The sequence below is a fragment of the Pseudomonas sp. ABFPK genome (genome assembly GCF_001586765.1).
GTDB classification, from domain to species: Bacteria; Pseudomonadota; Gammaproteobacteria; order Pseudomonadales; family Pseudomonadaceae; genus Aquipseudomonas; species Aquipseudomonas asiatica.
The window spans coordinates 1-8,235 of record NZ_LQXW01000054.1; the positions used below are offsets into that span (position 1 = coordinate 1).

Annotated in this window: 9 protein-coding genes and 1 pseudogene; 2 read left to right on the forward strand and 8 right to left on the reverse strand. The window is 51.4% G+C overall.

Features of this window, described 5'->3' with window-relative positions:
* Window positions 1-218, reverse strand: a pseudogene (locus tag WM94_RS30640) (hypothetical protein); the annotation flags it as partial.
* Window positions 219-322: 104 nt separating this feature from the next.
* Entirely contained in the window at window positions 323-1,993 is a 1,671-nt protein-coding gene (locus tag WM94_RS29735) for a TnsD family Tn7-like transposition protein (protein WP_082810634.1), read from the reverse strand.
* Window positions 1,994-2,621: 628 nt separating this feature from the next.
* Between WM94_RS29735 and WM94_RS24065 the strand changes: the two genes are divergently transcribed.
* Window positions 2,622-2,954, forward strand: coding sequence for a DUF2790 domain-containing protein (locus tag WM94_RS24065; protein ID WP_004575503.1), 333 nt, complete (start codon window positions 2,622-2,624; stop codon window positions 2,952-2,954).
* On the opposite strand, the gene WM94_RS29745 is transcribed toward WM94_RS24065, so the two are convergent.
* Window positions 2,932-3,171 carry a co-regulatory protein PtrA N-terminal domain-containing protein gene (locus tag WM94_RS29745; RefSeq protein WP_080634929.1) on the reverse strand — a complete coding sequence of 80 codons (240 nt, stop codon included), beginning with the start codon at window positions 3,169-3,171 and terminating at the stop codon, window positions 2,932-2,934. The two genes, WM94_RS24065 and WM94_RS29745, sit on opposite strands and share 23 nt — an antisense overlap.
* Window positions 3,172-3,557: 386 nt before the next feature.
* Between WM94_RS29745 and flgB the strand changes: the two genes are divergently transcribed.
* Window positions 3,558-3,971, forward strand: coding sequence for a flagellar basal body rod protein FlgB (gene flgB, locus WM94_RS29750; RefSeq protein WP_004575502.1), 414 nt, complete (start codon window positions 3,558-3,560; stop codon window positions 3,969-3,971).
* Window positions 3,972-4,001: 30 nt separating this feature from the next.
* Here flgB and WM94_RS24070 read toward each other — a convergent pair whose 3' ends face one another.
* From WM94_RS24070 to WM94_RS24090, 5 genes are all read right to left on the reverse strand, one after another.
* Entirely contained in the window at window positions 4,002-4,202 is a 201-nt protein-coding gene (locus tag WM94_RS24070) for a heavy-metal-associated domain-containing protein (protein ID WP_004575501.1), read from the reverse strand.
* Window positions 4,203-4,313: 111 nt separating this feature from the next.
* Window positions 4,314-6,671: a heavy metal translocating P-type ATPase gene (locus WM94_RS24075; protein ID WP_080641049.1), complete on the reverse strand. Its 2,358-nt coding sequence runs from the start codon at window positions 6,669-6,671 to the stop codon at window positions 4,314-4,316.
* Window positions 6,672-6,673: 2 nt separating this feature from the next.
* The gene (locus tag WM94_RS29755; RefSeq protein ID WP_004575499.1) at window positions 6,674-6,919 is read right to left on the reverse strand and encodes a DUF2933 domain-containing protein; all 246 of its coding nucleotides are present in this window, start codon (window positions 6,917-6,919) and stop codon (window positions 6,674-6,676) included.
* A gap of 93 nt (window positions 6,920-7,012) precedes the next feature.
* A complete protein-coding gene (locus WM94_RS24085; protein WP_004575498.1) occupies window positions 7,013-7,549 on the reverse strand; it encodes a plastocyanin/azurin family copper-binding protein in 537 nt (178 codons plus the stop codon).
* Between the two features lie 166 nt (window positions 7,550-7,715).
* The gene (locus WM94_RS24090; protein WP_061552271.1) at window positions 7,716-8,069 is read right to left on the reverse strand and encodes a co-regulatory protein PtrA N-terminal domain-containing protein; all 354 of its coding nucleotides are present in this window, start codon (window positions 8,067-8,069) and stop codon (window positions 7,716-7,718) included.
* Window positions 8,070-8,235: the final 166 nt, after the last annotated feature.

Consider the following 8,235-nt stretch of genomic DNA (forward strand, 5'->3'; position numbering starts at 1 on the left):
AACACGGAGAACCGGTCGAAAAAGCTCTCCGTACATGATTTTTCGGTCACTTTTCGTCCAATGACGCTGTAGGTGCCTGGAAAATTGCAACTTGCCGCGGCTGCACGACAAGTTGATCGGAGCATCCCTAGAGTTGCTCGCCAGGATTTGATGATTCGAAGCGCGACCTTCAGACCGACCGAACACTGCTCCCCGGTAAGGCACTGACTGATGACCATGGCCTCAACTCCTACACTTTTTCTTAGCTTACTGCTGAACATGCACCCGATCAAAGTCACGGACTCATGTGCAGAATAGAAAGTGCTCAACTCACGATTTTTAGTTACGCCTTGTCTGGCTTATTGCGGTAGTACGCATTACCACCGAGGACCACATTAAAACCTGGAGGTCCCTGCCAGTCTCGAAATACACCCGTCGACTTGAGTAAGGCCTCAGGATCTACTCCATTCTTTCCGAAAGCATCTAAATCCCATTCAAATAAACTGACGATCGCTTGAAAAGCTGAAAAAGGGACGGTAGAGACAGCTCTAAGACTTCCGCCGCCTATTGGAAGCTTAAGTTTCGTCATATCGTCAATGGCACAAATTATCCTCCTGAGTCGAAAGTGCCAAACAGATTCAAGCAGCGATTCGGCCTGCTGAGCGGCAAGAGGAAATCTGCGCTTACGTATTAGTGCATCCCCCGGCAATGAAACAGGAAGTAGTTTTTGCAGATTACTAAAATTGACGCGCTTCTGGCCCCTGGAAATTTGATACATGTCCTCCGCCCCCTTCAACAGGATGGCGACAAATGCGCTGTCTCGGGAATCAGTGGCATCCTCGGCCTCAGTGGGTGCTGGGGTTGGCGTGGTGAGCTTGCGCAGCAGCCAAGGTTTATCGTTCTCGTAAAGCCACTTGGTGGCCTTATAGGCGTTGCTCCAGAGGTACTCCAGGCTTGCATGCCCTCGAATTGCCAGCAGGGTTTCGACTTTCTGACGGAACTGCGCCTCTTTGCCGGGTTTTGGCTTTTCATCCAGAGCACGTAGCCTGACACCTGCCACACCCTGAAGAATATGCTCCTTCTTCAGCGCATGCTCAAACTCTTCAGCGCTACCAAACAGGTGCTGCGCAATGATCAAATGCCGAGAAAGGGGCATGTCCACCTGATCTTTGTGCTGAGTAAACCTTATCCACTGGTTGTATTTCCCTGCTGCATAGGCATTATCCATCTGCGAAAGGGATTCATCACCATATTTATCACGAATACTGTCGAACAGCTTCGCGGTGCCTGTAAACTTTCCATGTACGAACCCTCGTTTCTTGCACTGCCTAATATACGTCGAACAAAGAGTCTCACTGCTTTGCGGTGGGATATTGCGCTGGAGGAGTTCATGTGCAAACTCTGCAAATTTCCTTTCGTGATGAGCGCCCTTGCTCACAACCGCCGGACTGAGCACGCTCCAACCGCATACACAGGGCTCTGAGAGAACCGGCAGCAACCGAAGCTTTCGGAAGAACGGCAGGGAGCATTTCGGGCATGCATGCATCAGGGAATCGCCATGACGCCAGCAGACGTACACACCTGGCAAATGGTGTGACCGATGCCAATACGCATACCCCAACTCAAGAAAGTCCTGCTCTACGCACGAGCGGCAAAGCTTTGCCTTGCCATGGACCGTTATCTCTCGGCGAGGAACGCGGGCAACCCCAGAGAAACTGAGCCCTGGATTGCCGGCTTCCGCTCCTTGGCTTACGCCCAGAAACGGCCTATAGGCGGGAAAGGTAGTATTCGTGCTGACGAGATCATCCAGATTCCTCGCCGTTTCACCAGGCAATCTGGCAGCGAGCACGTCAATTTGCTTGGGTAACATGCCTACGTTGAAAGGCTCCGAGCCAAACAGATCGCGGAAAGTCTCCCTAGCGGTTCTGTTACCTGAAAGGAAGTGATAGCGCGTGATGCGGGAATGCAGCATCTCGTCCGGCATAGACATAGGAAAAAACAGAAGATCAGACATCAGTTACCGACTTACAAGGTAGGGCTCGGAAAGGACGCACATCCAGTGATCGGCCTACTTGTAACACACTCAATCCTGTATCAGGGTCAGGACTTTTGAAAATTTACACAAAGAATGACGGCATATAGCCACTACACTTTCACATTTCCTCAACAGATATCTCATCATATATCTATCCGATACTGATCACGTATACATCAGGTATTCCGGGGGCTGGAGGGTGATCCAGCACGTTAGAATACCCTCACACTTTCTCGCAAAAAGTACGCTTCCATAAACGTCCAATTTTCTCCATCTGGCCAGGTCAATTTCCGGCCGGTTTGACGAATGCGAGGGCGGTGGCCACGTCACTTGGTGACGGCCGCTGACGCGCAGCAGCGCCGCCGGCGTCTGGTCTCTCATCCTTCGGTGCCGGCCAACGTGTACCAAAGCCGCGTACCAGGTATCGGTTGGTGCGGTCGAACTCATACTCGCTGTGAAACTCACCTGGGCGGAACGAGACCAGCCGTATGTCATAGAGCCGCGTGACAGCATCACCGATCGGACTTACAAACATGTAATTCCCGGATCACGTGGATGACAGCTCCCAGTCGGTAAGCTTCACTCATGTCTTCATGGAGTAACAGAAATGAACACCGCTAAAAGCATTGCCGCCCTCATGCTCGTAATCGTCTCCTCATCCGCTTTAGCTGAAGGAGGATCTGATCGCTTACACGGAAAGATGATTCAGGCAAATGAGCAAGCAATGCGTGCCTACGCCGCTGCCAATGGAAAAAAACCACCTGAAGTGATCCATTATCGCTACGGAATGAAACTGGATGTGGCGAGAGTTATCAGTATGACTTCGCTCAAAGGTAGCTGCGACGTGATGCCGACACAGATGAATTACGAGGACTCAACAGGTGAGTTGAAAATCCTCGAATATCGCTCTGCTGGAATTAACTGTAGAGGTCAAAACTGACCGAAGGGACAGGGTAAGTCTTGGAGTCCATCGCCTTGGCTTTGCTTTCAGCGACGGGAGGTTGGGCATTTTGCGTTTGAGCTACTCGGTACGATTCCATCGAATTATTCCTGGCCACTTCCATGCGTGCGAAAGTCCGGTCACCACCGCCTTCAGCCATAGCCAAAGAAGAGACGGTCAGAGCCGCGATGACGAACAAGGTTTTGATAGGGTTCATTTGGGGGACCTCGGATGATTATTGGTAACCCCTGAATCCACATCAATCGTTGACTCTTGGGGGGTGAGCTTGAGGCTCAATAGGACTATAAGACTCATCCCCTGTCAGGAAGCTTAGGCCAATATTACAGTTGTGTCAGGTTGCGATATTTCTCTTGACATACAGAGTGATTAGTCCGTAAGGTCTAAGCTATCCAACGACACATAACCTCCATCCACCATCTAAAATTTACCTGTGCGGTGTTGTAAGTTTCCGGTCACTGCACGATGGCGTGGCGTTTTTTGAGTTTTCGCTGAAATCATACCTCGACTCGGACGCACTACGTTAAGCACTTGAGTGTTCGATAGGTGGGAATTAAATGGCAGCGTAACTATAGGTGGCCACCGGTGAGTATCAATTTTGAAAAAGCGCTTGGCTCCGCAGAAAGAGCATTACTTTTTCGCAGCCAACGAGCTGAGGTACTTAGCAATAATATCGCTAATGCCGACACTCCTAACTTTAAGGCCAGAGACTTGGACTTTTCTGCTGTACTGGCTAGCCAAACAAAAGGAGGTTTGGCTACTCCGTTCTCTTTAAAAACAACAAACCCAAAACATATTGCCGTAAACGAATTAGTAAGTGATATTCACGGCGGTGCTTTGCTTTACAGTACGCCGAACCAACCTTCCATTGATCAAAATACTGTGGATCAACAGGTCGAGGTCGCAAAGTATACGGAAAATGAAATTCATTTCGAAACCGCCTTTACTAGATTAAATGGAGCATTTAAGGGGCTACTTAAAGCTCTGCGAGGTGAATAATAAACTTTACCCAGCGAGGGAATCAGCGCCTCAGGCGCTGATTTGGGAAGGGAAACCGAGTGCTTCGACAGTTTTACGGACCTGCTCTGGTTTTTCGCTGCTTTCAACGCTTACCTTACCTGCCGCGCGATCCACGGAAATCATAGCCTCGCTGTCCAGTGACTGAATTGCTTTGGTGATTTTGCTGACGCAGCTACCGCAACCAATGCCTGATAAGTTTAAGACGAACATGGTTATTCCTCTTGTGCTGAGCGGTCTATTTTCACCGCAACAACAGGATCAACGTTGACACGACGGTAAGGTCAAGAGTTATGTATAGCGGGCTGCGAGCATCGGTTACGCTCAATCAATTCGGGTATTCCTCAGCCTCAAAGCATTGAAAACTACAGACGCAGAACTGACGCTCATGGCTAACGCAGCAATCATTGGAGACAGAAGGTGCCCCGTCAGTGGATAGAGCAGGCCTGCGGCGAGGGGAATACCCATTGAGTTGTAAAGGAAGGCGAACCCCAAGTTTTGCCGCATGTTTTTTACCGTTGCAACCGAAAGTGCCCGTGCCCGTAAAATCCCCATCAGGTCGCCTTTTACCAGCGTGAGCTGCGCGCTATTCATCGCGACGTCAGTCCCTGTACCCATGGCAATGCCCACATCTGCTCGCGCCAAGGCCGGTGCGTCGTTGATACCGTCGCCGGCCATGGCAACCTTTCGACCGGATTGCTGGAGGTCCGCCACCAGGCGCTCTTTGTCCTGAGGTTTCACTTCACCATGAACCTCTTCAATACCCATCTCCTTGGCGACAGCACGTGCGGTGGTGAGCCCGTCTCCCGTGGCCATGATGATTTTTACGTTATCAGCCTTAAGCTTGGTGACTGCTTCTTTAGAGGTCGGTTTTATCGGGTCTGAGACCGCCAGTAATCCTGCCAAGACCCCGTCAACTGCTAGATAGATGATGCTGATGCCTTCAAGGCGCAACAACTCTGCACGGTCTTGTAAGACCTTTGTGCTCACGCCGGCAGCTTCCATCAGTGCAGTGTTGCCCAGCTGTACTTTCTTGCCATCAACGAGGCCACTGACTCCGATCCCCGATCCGGACTCAAACGATTCAGGCTTGGTGAGCGCAACATTTTCAGTTCGGGCGTGATCGACGATGGCATGAGCTAAAGGATGTTCGCTGCCTTGATCAAGGCTAGCGGCCAGTTGAAGCACATCGTGTGAGTTGAAATCGGGTGTGGCCTCCACACTGTGAAATACCGGCCGTCCCTCTGTCAGGGTCCCCGTTTTATCGACAATCAGTGTGTCGATCTTGCAAAGGTTTTCAATGGCACTGGCATCCCTGAACAGCACACCCATACTGGCGGCTTTACCTGTCGAAACCATGATCGACATGGGCGTTGCGAGACCCAGTGCACAGGGGCAAGCGATGATAAGTACGGCAACAGCGTTTATCAGGCCGAAGACCCAGCTGGGTTCCGGACCGAATAGCCCCCAGCCTAAGAGTGTCAGCAACGCAATCGCGATAACCCCCATCACAAAGTAGCCGGCAATCGAGTCGGCCATTCGTTGCATTGGCGCCTTGGAGCGTTGGGCTAGAGCGACCATTTGTACTATCTGCGACAGCATGGTGTCGGCGCCGACCTTTTGCGCCTTCATCACCAAGCTTCCATGAGTATTAAGCGTGGCGCCGATCAAACTATCCCCTGCTCTTTTCATTACCGGCACAGGTTCACCAGTGAGCATGGATTCATCCACCGCACTTTCTCCCTCGAGTACAGAGCCATCAACTGGCACTTTTTCACCAGGTCTGACCCGCAAATGGTCTCCCAAGTGAACATGGGTAAGAGGAATGTCTTCCTCCTGACCATCAGCGTTGATCTTGCGTGCAGTTTTGGGAGAAAGGCCTAGAAGGGACTTAATGGCGGCGGAGGTTTGTGAACGTGCTTTGAGCTCAAGAATTTGCCCAAGCAAGGTGAGCGAGATGATGACCGCAGCGGCTTCGAAGTAGACGCCGATGCGTCCATCTTGCATGAAGGTGGTGGGAAAACTTTGGGGAAATAGGGTTGCCGCGATGCTGTAAAGATACGCTGCGGCAGTACCCAAACCTATCAGTGTCCACATATTTGGACTGCGATTTCTAACAGCTGCTATGGCCCTTACAAAAAAGGGCCAACCTGCCCATAAGGTGACCGGCGTCGCAAGAGCAAACTCGATCCAGTTTTGAACCGAACCATGGAAGAGTTGTAATGAATGGCCCGCCATGGCTAGAACGGTCACTATCACGGTTAAAGGCAGAGACCACCAAAAGCGGCGCGTGAAATCACGGAGCTCGGTTTTGTCAACGTCATCAAGCGCGGGCATGACCGGCTCTAATGTCATGCCACATTTAGGGCAATTGCCGGGCCCTGGCTGTCTTATTTCCGGGTGCATAGGACAGGTAAACTCAGTGGCTACCTGTAGCGCGGGCTCTATAGCGGCGCTGCTGGGTTCAGCGCTGGGATGATTACCAATGTAGCGTTCTGGATCTGCCCGAAATTTCTCTTGGCATTTCTGGCTACAAAATTGATACGTCTGTCCTTGGTAAGACTCGCCAAATTTACTTGGAGGTGTAACCGCCATACCGCACACCGGGTCACGTAGATCACCGTCATGGGGCGAGGCAGCGTGGGCGGGACCGTGATCGTGGTGGCTCGGTGTAGTGGGCATAGCTATTTCTCTTCCTTGTTGGTTCCTGCCTGATCGCCATGGGCATGTCCGCCATGTCCATGCCCAAAAAAATGCATCAATGGACAGATCAACAGGATGAGGTAGGGCAAATACGGATAAACGTGGGTGAAATGTTCCCGCACCCCGTAAAAGGCACCGATCGCAACGAGCATGATCAGTACAACGCCTGTTTTGCGCCTCCAAAATGGTGGGGAGGTGCCTCCAGCCGGATGCTGATGGTTATCCATGATCTAGACCCGTTTGTGAGCGTGTTGCTCTGATCTCTGCCTCAGAGCATAGCGAACTCTTGCGTCGACGCGGTTTTAACGGTCGGTTCAGGCTTACTTCAAGTCAAATTGACCGACCATCCCCGACTGGTAATGACCTGGCACGTTGCAGGCAAATTGAAGTCCAGTTGTGTTGTTGAAGGTCCAGATCAACTCCTTGGTTGCCCCTGGCTCGATCAGCACGCTATTCGGGTCGTTGTGTTCCATTCCAACCATCTTCATGCCTCCCATGCTATGGCCCATATTGCCCGACATTTTTCCAGTTCCGGTGGGTGTAAGCGTTCCATTCTGGAACATGCTCGCCATTTCTTTTTGGTGCGCCGCGTGAGCAGCGGCTTGGCCGATATTGAACTCGTGCAGCAACGCCCCTTTGTTGTGAAGTACAAAGCGAACCGTTTCACCGGGCTTTACGTCGACGCTTTTAGTTTTGAAGAAAATATCACCCATCTCCACATCAACCGTGCGAGTGACCTCTGAGGCGACTCCAGGCTGACCGATATCCTCTTTCCCATGACCTACGCTGGCCATCGCCGTAGCGCCGAGGAGTAGGGTGATTGCCGCAATAACTGGACTAATGAGCTTAGTTTTCATGGTGACCTCGAGAGCAAGTGGAAAACACTAGCTATGCTAAAGGGATAGAGCTGCCCGTTAACTGACTTGAACACTACATTTCTGTCAGTTTTCCTGAGAAAACACGGCGCCCAGATGACGCCGTGTCTAGCGGAGCGTTTCAAAGAGCCCCGTCGGAGGTATTCGGTTACTGATGGTTCTCAGAAAGCATCAGTTTGTGCTCGCGCTGCATTTGGTTCAAAACGTCATCAACCATGGCGTCGTGTTTTTCCATCCAGGCGAGGTGCTGCTGAGGTGACATTGATGCGTTTGGGTGATCTTGATGGAGCTGGCTCATGATTTCGCCCAGCATTTTCATATGCTCGGCCATGTGTACATGGCGCTGTCCTTCAGGGGCTTTTTCAGTTTGTACCAAGGTTGCTTCTGCTTTGTCGCGCAGGCTCTCCATACGCTCCGCGATCCGGTCTGCGCCACCTTCAGCCAACGCAAAAGACGAGACAAATATCGAGCTCACAAAGAAAAGGACTTTTAGGCGATTCATAGGACAGCTCCTTATGGATTTACTTTCCGGCTCCCTTAGGGATGCTCCGATCAACTTGTCGTGCAGCCGCGGCAAGTTGCAATTTTCCAGGCACCTACAGCGTCATTGGACGAAAAGTGACCGAAAAATCATGTACGGAGAGCTTTTTCGACCGGTTCTCCGTGTT

Bases quoted from the DNA above. Each gene is read 5' to 3' on its own strand.
- WM94_RS29735 (WP_082810634.1), bottom strand. From the start codon at position 1,993: ATGTCTGATCTTCTGTTTTTTCCTATGTCTATGCCGGACGAGATGCTG.
- WM94_RS24065 (WP_004575503.1), top strand. From the start codon at position 2,622: ATGAACACCGCTAAAAGCATTGCCGCCCTCATGCTCGTAATCGTCTCC.
- WM94_RS29745 (WP_080634929.1), bottom strand. From the start codon at position 3,171: ATGAACCCTATCAAAACCTTGTTCGTCATCGCGGCTCTGACCGTCTCT.
- WM94_RS24070 (WP_004575501.1), bottom strand. From the start codon at position 4,202: ATGTTCGTCTTAAACTTATCAGGCATTGGTTGCGGTAGCTGCGTCAGC.
- WM94_RS24075 (WP_080641049.1), bottom strand. From the start codon at position 6,671: ATGCCCACTACACCGAGCCACCACGATCACGGTCCCGCCCACGCTGCC.
- WM94_RS29755 (WP_004575499.1), bottom strand. From the start codon at position 6,919: ATGGATAACCATCAGCATCCGGCTGGAGGCACCTCCCCACCATTTTGG.
- WM94_RS24085 (WP_004575498.1), bottom strand. From the start codon at position 7,549: ATGAAAACTAAGCTCATTAGTCCAGTTATTGCGGCAATCACCCTACTC.
- WM94_RS24090 (WP_061552271.1), bottom strand. From the start codon at position 8,069: ATGAATCGCCTAAAAGTCCTTTTCTTTGTGAGCTCGATATTTGTCTCG.